17 protein-coding genes are annotated in these 15,337 nt (G+C 54.3%); 6 read left to right on the plus strand and 11 right to left on the minus strand.

Features of this window, described 5'->3' with window-relative positions; all coding sequences use genetic code 11:
- Positions 1-28: 28 nt before the first annotated feature.
- From CODIS_RS18800 to CODIS_RS18835, 8 genes are all read right to left on the minus strand, one after another.
- Positions 29-1,300, minus strand: coding sequence for a hypothetical protein (locus CODIS_RS18800; RefSeq protein WP_069128194.1), 1,272 nt, complete (start codon positions 1,298-1,300; stop codon positions 29-31).
- On the minus strand, positions 1,297-1,545 hold the full coding sequence (locus tag CODIS_RS18805) for a DUF2249 domain-containing protein (RefSeq protein ID WP_069128195.1): 249 nt from the start codon (positions 1,543-1,545) through the stop codon (positions 1,297-1,299). The genes CODIS_RS18800 and CODIS_RS18805 overlap by 4 nt, the downstream gene beginning before the upstream one ends.
- Entirely contained in the window at positions 1,545-1,982 is a 438-nt protein-coding gene (locus tag CODIS_RS18810; RefSeq protein WP_069128196.1) for a hemerythrin domain-containing protein, read from the minus strand. The genes CODIS_RS18805 and CODIS_RS18810 overlap by 1 nt, the downstream gene beginning before the upstream one ends.
- A 120-nt stretch (positions 1,983-2,102) precedes the next feature.
- Positions 2,103-3,932: a nitric oxide reductase activation protein NorD gene (locus CODIS_RS18815; protein WP_069128197.1), complete on the minus strand. Its 1,830-nt coding sequence runs from the start codon at positions 3,930-3,932 to the stop codon at positions 2,103-2,105.
- Positions 3,933-3,966: 34 nt separating this feature from the next.
- Positions 3,967-4,395: a magnetosome magnetite crystal formation protein family gene (locus CODIS_RS18820; RefSeq protein ID WP_069128198.1), complete on the minus strand. Its 429-nt coding sequence runs from the start codon at positions 4,393-4,395 to the stop codon at positions 3,967-3,969.
- Positions 4,376-5,194 (minus strand): CbbQ/NirQ/NorQ/GpvN family protein, encoded by an 819-nt coding sequence (locus CODIS_RS18825; protein ID WP_083220913.1) that lies wholly within the window; start codon positions 5,192-5,194, stop codon positions 4,376-4,378. Before CODIS_RS18825 ends, CODIS_RS18820 begins: the two co-directional genes overlap by 20 nt.
- 10 nt (positions 5,195-5,204) lie before the next feature.
- On the minus strand, positions 5,205-5,480 hold the full coding sequence (locus CODIS_RS18830) for a cytochrome C oxidase subunit IV family protein (protein WP_069128200.1): 276 nt from the start codon (positions 5,478-5,480) through the stop codon (positions 5,205-5,207).
- A 6-nt stretch (positions 5,481-5,486) separates the two neighbouring features.
- Entirely contained in the window at positions 5,487-6,068 is a 582-nt protein-coding gene (locus tag CODIS_RS18835; RefSeq protein WP_069128201.1) for a cytochrome c oxidase subunit 3, read from the minus strand.
- 296 nt (positions 6,069-6,364) lie between these two features.
- Between CODIS_RS18835 and CODIS_RS18840 the strand changes: the two genes are divergently transcribed.
- The 5 genes from CODIS_RS18840 (at position 6,365) to CODIS_RS18860 (ending at position 10,478) form a co-directional block, all read left to right on the plus strand.
- The gene (locus CODIS_RS18840; RefSeq protein WP_235615289.1) at positions 6,365-6,898 is read left to right on the plus strand and encodes a cytochrome c oxidase subunit 3 family protein; all 534 of its coding nucleotides are present in this window, start codon (positions 6,365-6,367) and stop codon (positions 6,896-6,898) included.
- A 13-nt stretch (positions 6,899-6,911) separates the two neighbouring features.
- On the plus strand, positions 6,912-7,199 hold the full coding sequence (locus CODIS_RS18845) for a cytochrome C oxidase subunit IV family protein (protein ID WP_154723208.1): 288 nt from the start codon (positions 6,912-6,914) through the stop codon (positions 7,197-7,199).
- Positions 7,200-7,636: 437 nt separating this feature from the next.
- Positions 7,637-8,623 (plus strand): zinc-dependent alcohol dehydrogenase, encoded by a 987-nt coding sequence (locus CODIS_RS18850; protein ID WP_069128204.1) that lies wholly within the window; start codon positions 7,637-7,639, stop codon positions 8,621-8,623.
- A 35-nt stretch (positions 8,624-8,658) separates the two neighbouring features.
- Complete coding sequence (locus tag CODIS_RS18855) at positions 8,659-9,720, plus strand: Gfo/Idh/MocA family protein (RefSeq protein ID WP_069128205.1); 1,062 nt, start codon at positions 8,659-8,661, stop codon at positions 9,718-9,720.
- Complete coding sequence (locus tag CODIS_RS18860) at positions 9,717-10,478, plus strand: hypothetical protein (protein WP_069128206.1); 762 nt, start codon at positions 9,717-9,719, stop codon at positions 10,476-10,478. Before CODIS_RS18855 ends, CODIS_RS18860 begins: the two co-directional genes overlap by 4 nt.
- 130 nt (positions 10,479-10,608) lie before the next feature.
- Here CODIS_RS18860 and CODIS_RS18865 read toward each other — a convergent pair whose 3' ends face one another.
- The 3 genes from CODIS_RS18865 to CODIS_RS18875 are packed head-to-tail and all read right to left on the minus strand — an operon-like array spanning position 10,609 to position 14,520.
- The gene (locus tag CODIS_RS18865) at positions 10,609-11,904 is read right to left on the minus strand and encodes an NAD(P)/FAD-dependent oxidoreductase (RefSeq protein ID WP_069128207.1); all 1,296 of its coding nucleotides are present in this window, start codon (positions 11,902-11,904) and stop codon (positions 10,609-10,611) included.
- Between the two features lie 22 nt (positions 11,905-11,926).
- The gene (locus CODIS_RS18870; RefSeq protein WP_069128208.1) at positions 11,927-12,505 is read right to left on the minus strand and encodes a c-type cytochrome; all 579 of its coding nucleotides are present in this window, start codon (positions 12,503-12,505) and stop codon (positions 11,927-11,929) included.
- A 32-nt stretch (positions 12,506-12,537) separates the two neighbouring features.
- Positions 12,538-14,520 (minus strand): cytochrome C, encoded by a 1,983-nt coding sequence (locus CODIS_RS18875; RefSeq protein WP_201259049.1) that lies wholly within the window; start codon positions 14,518-14,520, stop codon positions 12,538-12,540.
- A 320-nt stretch (positions 14,521-14,840) separates the two neighbouring features.
- Between CODIS_RS18875 and CODIS_RS21540 the strand changes: the two genes are divergently transcribed.
- The gene (locus tag CODIS_RS21540) at positions 14,841-14,975 is read left to right on the plus strand and encodes a hypothetical protein (protein WP_268805724.1); all 135 of its coding nucleotides are present in this window, start codon (positions 14,841-14,843) and stop codon (positions 14,973-14,975) included.
- Positions 14,976-15,337: the final 362 nt, after the last annotated feature.

Here is a 15,337-nt window from a genome sequence, read left to right on the forward strand (position 1 = left end):
ATCCGGTTGCTTCGTAAGCGATATATCATCATCTATCCAAGAGTGCCCGTTGTTGTTTGTTGAATCTCAACAACGCAAACAGCAGATTCTTTAAAAAATAGAGTGAGGACAGGCTTAAAGCAATGCCGGAAGTTCTTGCAAGCGTTGCCGGCATCAGGGTAGCGGCAGCGGTCAGTGCAATTGCCGCCAGATGCAACAGATAGTGGCGCTTTGCATCCACTTCATTGATGTAGTGTTTCATCGATGGCAGTCTGGACGACAGCTTCCCCTGCTTCACTAACAGACTCTGCAGGTGAAACCAGCATAGAAACGGGATGACTTTGTAGATAATCCCGATCGGGATGGTGATACAGACGCCGCCAAGCAAAAGCACCCCGACCAGAAGCGCATTGTCACAAAGCATCCAGACCATAGCTGCAAGCGCCAAACAGATCAGGCCTGTCCAGAGGAAAACCAATGTCATGTCGACTATTTTTCGCCTGCGTTTCCATATCATTTGAAACAGTGCGAGACTCAACAGAAGAAACAGCGCAACAATCATCGGCAGACTATAGGCAAGCAGTTCGCTGTTGATATATTGCGACAAGCTGAACAACGCCAGCAATGCGAAAACGATAATGAAGGAGATATTCCTGATATTGACCGGCATCTCACCGGTTATATAAAAGATCGGTAATATTTGGATAATTGTCGCAAATAGTACAATACCGACCCATCCTAAAAGCCCCCATGAGAGATGAACAGCGATGAGCACAGGCATATCGTTTATCGTCAACATACCGGATAGCCCCAGGACCATGTAGACGCCGATAGCCAGCGTGGGAATGACAGCCATCCAACCGAGGCCGATTGGAATTGCGTTGTCATGCCGACTTTTGGAGCTGATCAGGGAAACTACCATGGCGAGTAGAAACAGGGTAATCGCGAACAATACGAGACCGGCGCCTGTAACGAGAACAGATTGAGGGGAGCGGATAAAACCCAACCCCATCATCAGTGCGCCGGCGAAAAGCGACAGATGGATAATTCTGCTTACTGTGGTGACTGCCGGAATGGGAGAACCAGCCAACACAGGTAGTAGTTGGATCATGGCGCCCGTCATCACCTGAGCGAGAAAGCCAACGGTCATTAAATGGGTGATGCCCAACGCCAGAGGACTCCAACGGGACAGGAAGACCGCCTCGGCATCGATCATCAAGAAGATTCCCACGATGACGCTGAACAGTGAGGCTGTCAGAAAGAATTTGAAAGGTATGATGATCGGTGGGGCCTGATCGAGAGAGAGCCCGGTGGTTTTCACAGCCTCCTTCCACTATCACCGGGCGGTGGACTCCCCGCATGCCAGATCAGGATAATGCACTCACTATTCTGCCACTTGGTACTCCAGTCAAAACCCATTTCGCGCAAAAGACTGTAGAGTGGATAGGGTTCACGGCTGTGCCGCACCTTAAGCCAGTCATCCGATGGCAACTCCTCCAGGGTTTCCAGTATGCGCTCCAGCGGAACAGGCGGCTCCAACTCCCGTACATCAAGCCGCAGCTCCACTAGGCGGACTCCGAATACGCCTTATCAATTACATCGCTGACGTCTGGAACCGCATTGTCCGCCATCGGATAGAGAATACTCTCCTCTTTCATATTATGTTGCTGCATGGTGACGAGTAATGTATCTACATAACCGGCAGAGAGTGATCTGGACATATTGTCCAACGACGACACCAACTGCGACATCAGATGTCGCATTTGCTCATGTTCCATCAACATCACGTTGACGGGACCGTTTGCCTGGGAGGTTGCTTTCAAGAGTGCCGGGAAAAGCAGTTCCTCTTCTATTTTGAAATGGTGCTCCATCGAATTGATAAAAGCCTGACAGAGACGATCTGCCTCCTGCCACTTGTGTTGCATAATGGCCTGTTCCATTTCCACGAAGATTTCATCACAGCGACGGTGATCCTGTGTCATCGAATCGTTGATCGTTTTCATAGTGTCGTTACCTCGCTACCGTCACTATTCTCTGCGTGTAACAGCCACCCTCCTTGACATTCATCAATACAGCAAAATAAGAATATTAGGGGCTGTTAAACTGAATATGACCGCAACGGATCACTCCCGTGTCAGACGGGCGTAGAGTAATGGCAGCTTGCGGGGCAACTCCTGCGGCTTGTGAATCACCACATAACCACCGCTGCCAAAGAGGTAGGGCAGATAGTCGTTACCTTTCTCATCGATGGTGACGCAAAAGGGCTGTATACCTGAGTTGCGGGCTTCTCTGACGGCCTGCCGGGTATCTTCCACACCATAACGCCCTTCATACTTATCCAGGTCGTTGGGTTTTCCGTCGCTCAACAGCAGCAGCAATCGCCGTTGTGCCGGCTGCTTGTTAAGCAATTGGTGTGCATAACGGATTGCCGCACCCATGCGGGTATAATAACCGGGTTTGATCGCTTGAATTTTTCCACGTGATTTGGCCGAGTAGGATTCGTCAAAGGCTTTGATTTGATGCACACGGACAGGATCCCTTTTTCTCGATGAAAATCCATACAACCCAAACCTGTCGCCGGTAGCCGATAGCGATTCGGCAAATAGGTAGAGACTGTCGCGAATCACATCGATTACACGGTGGTGGTTGTCTATCCAGCTGTCGGTGGAGAGTGACAGGTCGGCCATCAGCAGACAGCTCAGATCCCTGGCGCCTGTTCGCAGATCCCGGTAGAGGTTATCGCCAGTGGCGAGATGACCGCTTTTCCGCTCTGCCGAGAAACGCAGGTAGGCCTCCATGTCGATCTCACTGCCGTCCGCCTGGCCATGCAGCCAAACGCGTGCCGGCATCAATTGTTGAAACTGGGCGCGCAGCTGCTTGGCAGTCTTTGTAAGATGAACGGGCAGTTCGATTGCCGGGGCATCCCCCGTCTGCAGCGTCATGATGCGGCAATGGGCCTCCTGCATAACCTGGTGCTTCCAGTCCCACTCCGGCAGCAACATGCCTTCCTGCACGATCTCATCGTCACACGCCTCGGACGGCAGGTCGAGATCGAACTTCAATTTTGATGCGACGGATTTGCCGTCACGGGTCACGCTGAACTGCTCCATCTGTTCCGCCGCCTCCATGGCCTGATCCAGATCCTCATTCTCCTCGGCACCCCGGTCGACCTTGGCGAACTCACCCCAACTCAGAATGTTCTCCATGCGAATGGTGATCAATCCTCCGTCGCCATCGGCCATCTCAGTACGCTCTCCCCGGCGGCTGCGGCCATCATTTACAGCCTTCGACTCGCCCCCGGATTCATTCTCCTGATCAGGGGTATCACTCCCATGAACCAGCCCTGGAGGAGACGGATGGAGCCACAGCGGTACCGGCCATGGCGCATGGCTGGCAACCGGTAGTCGTGCAACAGTGCCCGGATCGATAAGGGCACGTCTGATGGCCTCCTCCTGTTGTGCTTCATCCTGTTTCAGGGTTTCCGGATCGGGTCGCTGTGCCAGATGCGCATTCCGCAAACGCCGGTAACGGGCTTGCATGCCCGGATATCTCTCCAGTGCCAGTTTGCTCAGCTGCTGATTCTTTTCCAGCCATGGCCGGCTTTCGCCCCGATCACATGCGGCCAGCGCCGCGAGCCAGAAATAGAGATCGCGGTTAAGGGATCCCTGGGGAAACAGATCGATGACTTCGGGCAGGCGCAATGCATGTTCATCGCGCCAGGCCAGTTCAGTCTTGGTGGCACTGCCGGCTATGCGTTGCAGCATGCCTCGCCTGGCATTGTGTTCAGTTGCACCGGCGGCTTCGACCCGCAGTCCGCCATCGCCGCCGAAGGCGCGAAACAGAATGCCCAGAGTGTGGTTCAGATCGGTCAGGCGCACCGCGGCCTCGGGATAACGGTCCTGTGCCAGGCGGGTGATCAGCCGGTGCCAGAGTTCACCGATCTTCTCTTCCATCAGTCTCCCCTTGGCTCAAGCGGTTTGGCGCCCATCAGGACATCCTCCGGCACGCTTCGGGCAATGCCCTGCCGATAAGGGGATAGCGGTAACATTTTCCCGCCATCGCCTTGGCGAGTCCCAGCATGCCGATGAGAATCAAGGTGGAGTGGCACACTGTAAAGTAGATGATGACCACCATCCAGGTGTAGGCGCCGTCATAACCGCCAAGCAAAAGGATAACGATGTTGACAATCACCAGCAGCACGCCTGCCCAGAGAGAGGCCGAGAAGGTCTGTTCAAGATGGGATCGCGCAAGCGGCGGCAGGGATTTGCCCTGCCTAAAATAGATCGCCAACAGAATGGCAAATGCAATACCGGGTATCAACAGCAGATTCGCCAAATAGAGTGACTCCGCGGTGACAGCCATGGCCGACCCCGGCGGGTCTCCCTGCGGATAATTGTCACCGCCCGATTGTGGCATAGACGACCTCCATCAAGGCTGTCGCTGTTTCCATATCGTCTGTGAGTGGCTCAACCAGTGCAGAACGGCAGGCCTCGACCGGCTCATAGCCGCCCAGAATCAAGGTGGCCGCATAGACCAGCAGTCGTGTAGAGGCAGCCTCCTCCAGATCGTGGTCCTTGAGTGCCCGCATGGCATTGGCCAGACGCACCAGTTGGCGGGCCATATCGCCATCGATGCCGGTCTCTCCAATCAGAATCTCATGCTCCAGCTCAGGAGCGGGAAACTCGAATCGGAGTGCGACGAAACGCTGCCGGGTACTCGGTTTCATGCCTTTCAGAAGATTTTGATAGCCGGGATTGTATGACACAACCAGCATGAACTCCGGGGGTGCCTTGAGAATCTCTCCGGTACGCTCGAGGGGAAGAATGCGTCTGTCATCAGTCAGGGGATGGAGCACCACGGTGGTATCCTTCCTCGCCTCCACCACCTCATCCAGATAGCAGATGGCGCCCTCCCTGACCGCACGGGTCAGCGGGCCGTCCGACCAATAGGTGCCACTCTCGCCGATCAGATGCCGTCCCACCAGATCGGCGGCACTCAGATCGTCATGACAGGCAACCGTGTAGACTGGCCTGGCGAGCTTGGCCGCCATGTAGTTGATAAAGCGAGTTTTGCCACATCCGGTCGGGCCCTTGATCAGCAAGGGGAGCTGATGTTTGTAGCCATATTCGAAGAGTTCGATTTCCCGTGCCTGGGGTTTATAGAAGGGAAGCGATTCGTCATTTTCACGCTTGTTTAAAATTACAGGTTTTTCCATCGCCATCTCCTCATCCGACCAGGGTAAAGGCGACACCGATCAAACCGCCGGGAAGAAACAGCCAGAGGCTGACCGGCCAACGCCAGAAACCCTGTATCCGTTTCAAACCCATAAAGTAGTCACCCACCATCTGCCCTTTGATCAGGGCAAAAGCCAAAACTGTCAGCGAAACACCCAGACCACCCAGGCTGAATTGACCGATCAGATAGGTTGTCAGCGTCAACCCCATCATGATCAGCCAGACCCAGGTACAGGCACGGATGCCAAAAGCGGTTCGTCTAGTCATTGTGGATCATCTCATGATATAGACAAGGGGAAACAGAATCAGCCAGACCAGGTCGACCATATGCCAGTAGGATACACCCGTTTCAACCCCCGTATGTTCCCGGTCACTGTAGCCCCCCCTTTTGGCCTTCACCGCGACTGCCGCAAGAATCACCATACCCATGATGACATGCATGAAATGAAAAAAGGTCAGCGACAGATAGAACATATAGAATGTGTTTGTGCTCAGTCTGATGCCCGCTTCGATATGATGGACATACTCATGCCCCTTCACAATCAGGAAGAGTAGCCCCATTGCCAGCGCCGCCAACAACCAATGCACGCAGCCACGACTGTCATCTTCGCGAATGGATGCCACAGCCCTGACAACGAAATAGCTGCTGGTAATCAGGGCAAACGTGTTGAGCAGCGCCGCATCGCTATCCAGGGTGCTCTGATAATGGTTGAACAGATCCACATTTTTCATGCGGGTAAAGGCATAGGCGCCGAAAAACGCGGCAAATGCGGCAAGCTCCGCCAGTATGAAGACCCAAATCGCCAAATCACCCGGGGGAAAGCGGTTGGATTCAATCGTTGCCTCGGCCTGCACGGGGGATTACTGCTCCTGTAGGAAAATTCACAAACCCAATGCTAAAGCAGGTCCCATACTTCACCTTGATGAATATCAAGCTGAATACCCTGAAGAAAATCATGGATTTACCTACAGCGCAGTTGCGATAAATTGATCCTTGTCAAAGCACTATCACCAGGTGTACAGACAATGGCATCTCCCAACATCGATAGGCCTGCGCGCATTCCGCCTCCGACCTTAATCATTACATGCCTAATTCCATAGCCCCACCAGTACAGGCAGTAGTACCCGTCAAGAACCATGTGCCCGGCAACATGGCCATCTGGGTAGGGATTCTCTCGGAAATGACCGAGTTCGCCCTGATGTTCATCGTCTATTTCATCGCCAAGGTACATAATCCGGAGTTTTTCGCCGACGGGCCACTGCGCCTGAACACCACCGCCGGCGTGTTGAATACCCTGGTCCTGCTCTCCAGCAGCTATTTCGTCATCAAAGCGATAAAATCGATCAGGATCGGCCAGGTAGACCAGTGTCAACGCTGGCTTTGGTCGGCGGTTGCGATGGGTGCGCTCTACCTGATCATCAAATTCTATGAGTATCACTGGAACAGTGAACACGGGCTGGCAACCGACACGGATATCTTCTTTACCGTCTACTACTACACCACCTTCAACCATTTGCTGCATGTCGGCTGGGGCAGCGGCGCCATTTTATGGGCTATTATGGGAATAAGGATGGGTGGTATCACCCAGCTTAACCACAGCGGTTTGGAGGCGGTTGCCGTCTACTGGCATATGATCGATCTGGCGTGGATTGTCATATTCCCCTTGCTGTATGTGTTGCGTTGATAGGAGACGACTGGTGTTCGACACTAAATCCGTAGATTTCATTTGGCTGGTCTTGATGGGTTTGACCCTGCTCAGCGCCGCCATTGCCGAATCGCCCGATCAGGGTTTGATCTTGATCCTGGTGATCACTCTTACCGTGGCCTACAAGGGCCGTATGATCGTCGACCATTTTATGGAACTCAAAGATGCCAACCGGCTGCTGCGCAACAGCATGCGTATCTATTTTTACGTCATCCCCGCCATGATCGTGCTTGTCTATCTCTTTCCGGATCTCATTGCTCGGCTTACTACGTTGCAATAGAGGGATTTTTTGAAGAAACCGGGACTGGTTTTATAACACCAGGTCTGCACACCACCATCACATCACATCGTGACAACTGAACTGAGAGGTTGCCCGACGGCTTATTGCCTGATACTCAGCCCGCCGGTATGGAATAACAGAGTGCTGTATAGAGGGTTGCCAGGCTGATCTGGGTCAACGGGTTGATCCCTAGCCTCGATTTCTCTCTTGTGATGGAGGGAGGGTATGTTTATTCTTCATAGACTTGTCGCGAAATGGGACAGAGTTACTACAGGAAGGGCTGAATTTCTATGCCGAACTGGTTAATTTCCATCCTAGGCGCAATATATACCCGCATACCGGTTAGTATTCGCCCCTACGTCAAGCGTGTTTTCAACTGGGGGGTGCTTCGCATTCAGGCGATAGTCAGTCGCCGAAGGGTCCACTAGGGTCAGCAGGTGCAGTTCCTGGATTTTGAAATCGCACACCTGGAACCGTACGAGTTTCTCAGTCCCTCAAATGGTGAAGTGTTGATCAAGGCGCAGTTCAGCTGCATCAGTCCAGGTACTGAGCGAGCCGTACTCTGTGGTTTACCGGGAGCGCGCCGGGATTTTCCGTATGCGCCGGGTTATGCGGTAGCGGGTCGCTTGCTCGCTGCAGGCAAGGGGGTTGGGAATTTGAAGGTGGGTGACCGGGTGGCTGGGCGTATGCCCCATGCCGATCTGGCTACGGTGTCGGCTCGCCACCTCTTCAAGATTCCGCATCAGGTAACGGATCAGGAGGCTTGCTTCATCGAATTGGGCATCATCTGCCTGCAGGGTATCCGCAAGGCGGGAATCCAACCAGGCGACGTAGTGGCTGTCGTGGGACAGGGCCTGATTGGCCAACTTGCCAATCGTTTGGCGAAGATGCTAGGGGCGGCCCGGGTTGTTGCCATTGCGCCCAGCCACAACCGTGAGAAGACAGCATTGCTACCCGGCGGTGCCGATGAATTCCTAGCCTTCAATGACGATGACGTGAGTTTGGCGGACGTTCAGGCAGATATCGTCATCGAGGCCGTGGGTAGCCCCGATGCTAACTTAACAGCCTTGGAATGCGCAAAAGATAAGGGGCGCGTGGTATTGCTCGGTAGTACCCGGGGATTGACCCGGAATATCAATCTCGCCGAACTCGTGCAGCGCCGTGAACTCACCATTGTCGGCGCCCATATCAATGCCATGCCCGAACATGATGCTGGGCCGCAGCGCTGGACCTATTGGCAGGAAGGACGTCTGTTTCTGGATTTGCTTGCCAATCAACGTCTTTCTGTCGCCGATCTGATTACCTGGCAGGCGGCCCCAACCGAATGTAACGCGGTATATGAGAATCTTGCTCAAGGCGGGCGGGGCCAGGTTGGTGTCGTTTTTGATTGGCGAGACAGTAATACTTCCAAATCGGCTGCTTAGGGCAAACATAGCGAGATCGTCACGGGGAAATTGATATGGATACTTTAAGAATTGGTGTTGTCGGTGCCGGTGCGATTGCACAACGAAATGCACGCGATACGGTAGCTTCCGGCGTGGCGACCATCGCCGGAGTGTTCGATATCAACCACAAGGCGGCTCGTGATATGGCCCACGATCTGTCTGCACCGTTCTTTTCGAGTTATGAGGATATGCTTAAGTCGGAAGCGGTGGATGCCGTTTTGCTGTCGGTGCCGCATCACCTGCATCGGTCAATGACAGTGCAAGCGGCGGAGGCTGGAAAGCACGTTTTGGTCGAAAAACCCATCGCCAATACCTTGTCCGAAGCCGAGGAAATGATAAAAGCCTGCAACGCCAACGGTGTCAAGATGACGGTCAACTATAGTTTTCGTTATTTACCCAAGATACTCAAGGCAAAACAATTAATCGAAGACGGTGCTTTGGGTGAGATAACAGGGTTTCAAACCTGTATTCAACAATACAAGAATCGCGGATATTGGAGCGGTGCATCGAGTAATTCTCCGGATAATTGGCGGGCATCCAAGGCCAAATGCGGTGGAGGTTTTCTCATTATGACAGCCTGCCACAATGTTGATTATCTCTATTATATTACCGGTCTCAAAGGTACCCGGGTATACAGTGAATACGCAACGCTCGGATCGCCCGCTGAGGTCGAGGATATCATCAGTATTTCTTACCGGATGGGAGAGCGAGCCGTTGGCAGCTTTAGCGCCAGTTCCATCATGCGGGGAATGGAACAGAAAGAAGAACGCATATGGGGCACCAATGGGAGCTTGTTGATTCACCCGGAGGGGTTGGAAATGTATTCCACGAGGCCCATCGACGGTAAACGCCCCGGCAAGGTGCACAAATTCAAAAAATTTCCCAATGTTAGCTGGACAGCCGAATGGGTAAAGGGCTTTGTGAACGCGGTACGGTCAGATACCATGCCTCCCGTATCCTATGTTGATGCATGGGAGAATCTGGCTTTTATAACCACCGCATACCAATCAATGGAAGAACGGCGTGCGCTGACTGTGCCGGAGTTCATATCCACACAGTTGGAGTCGGTGGCGTGAACGAGGCGATAGAAATCCTCGCCCAAACGTCGATGGCCGGTGTCGACAACCCCGGATATGGCATAGGGAAAATGCGTGGCCCCGGTGATGGCGCTGATTCGGATCGTTTCGCCCTCTTTCCGATTTCCGACCAGCCAGTCATGTCCGCCGGACAGGAGGCATACATCGAACTGCCTCCCATGAAGAACCCAAGAATCGGACTGTTGATCCCACCGCTGACCATGGCCTTGTGGGCCTGGGATCGGTTAGGTCTGGAAATGGGCGAAGCGGCGGTGGTCTCGGGTGGGCAACCGTATACGCGGCTGTTAACCTATTGCGCTTCGCTTCGGGGAGCATTGCCGGTAATTGAACTGGGTAGTCGGTCGACCACGGAAACCGATACAGGGTTTCACTACTTGTCTATCGACGATCCCGATTCAGCGCTGCGGACACTAACAGAGCAAATCGCCGACAAACCGGGTGTGTGTATGGTGGATCTCAGCGGTGAGGCGAAAATTATGGATCTGTTTTTCGCGGCGATGCCGCGCTTCGGGCGCTTGATGCTGTCCTCAATCTCGAGCGAACCCTTGACCGTCGATTTTTACAATCATATTCATCGAACCGGGGCGAGAATCGAAGCGGGTAAGATTATGCCTCAACTGGTTTTTGACCCAGCGTGGCGTGATGAACTGACGCCTGTTCGTCTACGGGCAACTCGACTGGTCGACTGCCCAGCCATTGCTGAGAAACTGCAATCCTTAGTTCCCATCAAAATATAGGGAAATGCCTGGTACGACTTTTCTCGATTGTCTCTATCCTACCGGCGAATGACGCTATAAGGATATCATTCGCAAAGTATGTCCATTTCCAGTGACTCGATGCCATCCCTGGCAGTATGTGTGTTATGGCCTACTCCATCATGTCGTTGATGACGTTCTTGAACCAGCTGTGAGCGTACTTGACCTCCCGCTTCCGTTGCTCGGCCGATGCATCCATGGGTGAAAGGCCGCCCGAGCCTTTGATGGGCAGAATGGTGTTGGTTGTTTCGTCGAGGGTGTAGACCGCGGCCACCGATATGCCGTGCTCTTCACCCAGAATGCTGTAGCAGGTGTTGACGAAGGTCGGATCGCCGGGATCCGCGCCATTGAACTTGGTGATGATGGCGGCGGCGGCGACCTTGGCCTGGGAGTTGGCGGCATAGGCCGATTTCGGCATTTTGGCGGCACTCGACGCGTCGCCCAGCACGTAGACATCGGGGTGACGCTTCGATTCGAAGGTCCGCTTGTTGACCGGGCACCAGTCACCTTCCACCAGGTCTGAGGCGTAGGCCACCTTGCCTGCCTTCTGGGGTGGGATGATGTTGATCACGTCAGCGGTGAACTCCTCGACCTCAGCCTGCAGGGTGCGGGTGGAGGGATCGAGCTCCTCCACTATACCGCCGCCCGCTGCGCCGACCCATTCGATCATGGCGTTATCGGTGCCGAAGCCATAGAGCTTCGACCAGCCCTGCCTGAACAGCCCCTGCTTGGAGAAGGCGTCTTTGGGATCGAGGATGAGAATCTTCGCCCTCGGTTTATGGTGCTTGCAGTACATCGCAATCTGCGCGGCCCGCTCATAGGGCCCGGGCGGGCATTTGTAGGGATTCGGCGGCGCAACGATGATCACTCTCCCCCCTTCCGGCATAGACTCGATCTGCCGCCTCAGGGTGAGTGTCTGAGGACCGGCATACCAGGCGTGGGGAATGGTCTCGGAGACCGCTGCATCGTAGCCCTCGATGGCGTCCCACTTGAAGTCCACGCCGGGGGAGACCACGCAGGCATCATATTCGAATGTACCGCTGTCGACGGTGGCGACCTGCTTGTTTGCCGGCTCGATGGCCGTGACCCTGTCGATGACGATCTCCACACCATGCCGTTTGAGTCCTTCATAATCGAATGTGATGGAGTCCAGGGTGCGGTCACCGCTCAATACCTCGTTGCTCATGAAACAGGATGTGTACTGTTTTTTGGCCTCGATCAGGGTGACCTTCAGGTTTGGATTCAGCTTGCGCAGGTACTTGGCGGCAGTGCAGCCCCCTACGCCGCCACCCACTACCACCACCCTGGGAGCGGCTGCCAGGGCAAGGGTTGGAAACATAAGCGAGGTACCCGCCAGGGTCAGGCCTCCACCCAAGCGGATGAAATCTCTGCGATTGATTTTATTCATGGTTATTTTTCCTTCTCCGCGATCAGTGCTGACTGCCGTAGTAGTGGATCAGTGCGGGCATGGCCTGTTCGCCCTGCTCCTCGATAGCGGCATCCACCTTCCGTTTCATCTTTCTCGGGTAGGGGCGCCGGCCGTCGATGAAATCCTGCATGCTGTAGTCAAGATAAGGCATCCACTGACCGGCAAGGGTACCGGAGTCACCCGGACGACCTCCCTCTTCATGGCACTTCTCACAATAGCTGTTGTGCAGCTTTTCGCCGAGACTAACCAGTTGCTGATCGGTCTCCTGGGTGTAAAGTCGCAGTTCCTGTTTGGCGAAGAACCAGGCCATGGCCTTGATCTGCTCGTCGCTGTAGCCCTTGGCGATCCGGTTCATGATGGTGGAGTTGCGCTGGTCACGCTTGTAGGCCTGCATGGCGTCGATGAAAACATCCGGATCCATCGCTGCGATGGAGGGACTGGAGGGGCCGACGCTGGATCCATCGGTACCATGGCAGCCGGCGCAGGTGAAGGCCAGCGCCTGGCCCGACGGCCCCGACAGGGCAACCGTCGGAAGCAACACCAGTAAAGCCAGGAGTAGATTGCGAACTTTCTTGCTCATCGTATCGTTTCTCAACATGTTATCCGCCCCCATCAGCTTGGTGTGGTCATCAGGCCGATCAGCACCAGGGTTAGCAGGGCCAGACCGGTCATGATCAGCACAGTGGTGATGAAGGAGGCCGCCAGATCTGAACGGCGCGAGGGACGTCTGACCAGATGCTTGTCCAGTTCCCCGCTCTCAGCCAACCGTTCATATTCGAGACGGTGGTCGTGCTTGAACTCCTCGATGGGGATCTTACCGGTGAAGATGGTCGTGCTCATCGGGAAACGCTCAGGCCTGAAGTGCACGTTGAAGAAGTGCACGGAGTTGAGGAAGATGGCCGCCAGCAGCGCCTCCTCGGCATGGACCAGGGTGGCGATATTGAACATCCAGCCCGGCAGGATGATGGCGGTCGTCTCCGGCGCGAACAGCATGATACCGGATGAACCGATTATCGCCGCACCCCAGAAGGGTGCCCAGTAGTCGAACTTCTGCCAATAGGTCCAGTGAGTGAACTCGGGACGTGGGCCCAGGCCGATGAACCACTTGAACATGCCTTTCAGGTCATCCCAATCCTTCCAGTTGGGCAGCATGGAGGTGCTGCCGAACCACTTGAAGCTATCGCGCTTGCTCCAGATGTTGCTGATAGCTATTGTCAGGTGGGCCAGGAAAATACCCAGCCAGATGACGGCCGCGGTACGATGGATAATACCCTCCATCTCCGTTCCGCCGAGGAACACCACCACGGCCTTGGCCCAGCCGGTATGCGAAAACAGCAAGGTGGTACCGGTCAGAATCAGGGTCATGGTGGAGATGGCGAACAGCGCGTGGATCCAGAGCCAAACAGTCGGGAATCGACGGAAATAGACCACATCCGGGTTATCCAGATCCTCGTTGAAACCTTTACCCTGGATGCGATCCATCACCTCGCGGTAGAGCCACAGCACTACATGAACCCAGAAGAAGGCCATGACCGAGAAGATCAGCGTCTGCATGAAGATCTTGAAGAACCAGAGACCCGGGTATCTCTCTCTATCGTCCGCATCACCGTGCGGCCAGAAGGTCAGGAAGTTTTCATTGGCATCTTCATGGCAGATCCTGCAGTTTTCCAGACGATTGTTGGCGTGGATCTCCGATGTCGGATCATCTTCACCCTTGATCTTGTGGCTGCCGTGACAGTCGTGACACTTGGCGGTATTGGTATAACCGAGTCGATGCACCTGGCCATGATAGGAGTCGAAGTAGGTACGCTGCGCCTCCTTGTGGCAGTCTCCGCAATTCTTGGTGATCGCCAGCTTGGCCTGATCGGTGTCGGGTGAACTGATGGTATGGGTCGTGTGGCAGTCTGAGCAGACGGCCGATTCGCTGTCGCCCGCTTCCAGCACCGCCTTGCCGTGGTCGGACTCCCGGTAGTCGTCGAGTTCCTTCTTGTGACACTCGCCACACACCTCCGGGTTTTTCAGGCGGTGCTCGGCGCGCTGGTGGCTGCCCAGCGTGCCGATGTTGTGGGCATCGTGGCAGTCGTAGCAGGTGGCGTTGGTCTCCGATTGGTCGTGTTTGTTGGGCAGGGCATGTACCGAGTCGTAAAAGGCATCGATGGTTTCTACCACTACGCCGAGGCGTTCGTACTTCTCGTCGGGATCGCTCCGGTGCTTGTTCCAGGTCTCCCGGTGGCACTCCACACAGCCGACTACCACCTCCGGTGACTCGCGATGCGGTACTCGCTCGATGGTGGCGTGACAGTGGGTACAGGCCTGTTCACCGTGCACGCTATCCTCGATCTTTTGCGGGTCCGCGTAGATATCGACGATGGTGCCGTCTTCCCGGGTATCGGTTTTATCATGCGCGTCGCCATGACACTTCAGGCAGCGTTTGTTGGGGATGATGCGCTTCCCCGAGACTGGGTCGAAGCCCGGTGGAGGGGTTTCGCCCAAGATGGTCAGATTACCTTCGGCACTCTCAACGGGAGTGAAGAAACAGAGGGTTAGAAGAAAAACGAAAATCCAGACTGGCGATCGGGATGCCATGTTCAACATTATTATTTCCTCGTGCGTCAAGTGCACAACCGCTAGAACGAGGCTTATAAATTAAAAAGATCAAACGGAGCCAAAAAGCGGGACTACAGTGCCAAACGGACCTACTATCCGAGCAACTTGGAGTATCTCGTCCAGTCTTCATACAGGTCAACATCGATTCTGCGACATTCACCAAGTCAAGAGAATTAAGGCGGGCTTGTGTTGATCTTGATCAATTAACAATTAATTACTAATACGGTTTTCAATTATTCCATAAGATGCTAATATTCAGCTTGAGATTGTAGTTGTTTTCAATTTCAGATTGCTAGTTGGAGATCATCATGAATGTAGCACCCATCTTGATCATGGCATCAGCGGTATTTATTTTTGCTGTCACGGCTTTGAGCATCGCCACCATCCTCGGTGTGGCCATAGGCCAGGCACGACTTTTCTTTCAAAAGAAAACCCAAGCCTGAAACCCGCACGTTTTCCCGTCCAGGAAATCAAAGAGGAACAAACCACGGTTTTCCTGCATATACCCTGGTCCGCCCTCAGTCTGGTTCTTTCTCGAACCACGATCTCGGATCGTGGGATGATTAGCTGTTGCGATTGGCGATAGAAGATAGAGCCGCCAATGGACGCCAATCACCGCGAATGCACGCAAATAGTTTCATTGCGATCACTTGCTTTTGGAAATAATGTTTGCGTCTATTAGCAGTGATTCGCGTCCATTCGCGGCCTTTCCTTTTCTTCTCTTTTCTTCAAAGCCTGCCCCATAAAAAAAGCCGGACGGGTTGATGCCATCTCACCGTCCGGCCAGGGGGTTGCTATCGGTTGG

Origin of the sequence: Candidatus Thiodiazotropha endolucinida (assembly GCF_001715975.1) — a bacterium.
GTDB lineage: Bacteria > Pseudomonadota > Gammaproteobacteria > Chromatiales > Chromatiaceae > Thiodiazotropha > Thiodiazotropha endolucinida.